This is a genomic window from Erwinia sp. PME.40.26/001, assembly GCF_055556675.1.
Genome location: NZ_JBVHNP010000400.1, coordinates 1 through 240, shown reverse-complemented (window position 1 = coordinate 240; position 240 = coordinate 1). Strand labels below are relative to the sequence as shown.

At 59.2% G+C, this 240-nt stretch carries 1 protein-coding gene; it reads right to left on the bottom strand.

The window, feature by feature from the left end:
• Nucleotides 1-125, bottom strand: a 125-nt coding sequence (locus ACZ3HG_RS24710) for a hypothetical protein (RefSeq protein ID WP_465335161.1), incomplete at its 3' end; no start/stop codon positions are given.
• Nucleotides 126-240: the final 115 nt, after the last annotated feature.

Below are 240 nucleotides of genomic sequence, written 5' to 3'. Positions count from 1 at the left end.
GAAATGCCGACGGAGCCGACACCGATTAGCGCGGACACATTCTCCGACAGCTTGCCGCGCCCGAAGGCGAGCAGCACGAAGCCGATTAGCGGCGCGAGGAAAACGAGGAACAGGAGGTCGTACATAAGCAGTGACTAGCAGTTAGTGACTAGTGGCTTGCAAAAAGCCGGGTTTGCAGGCGCCAAGAGGACCGACTCAAAGGCAATGAGCGCCCCGTCGTGCACGAGCCACTGACCACAA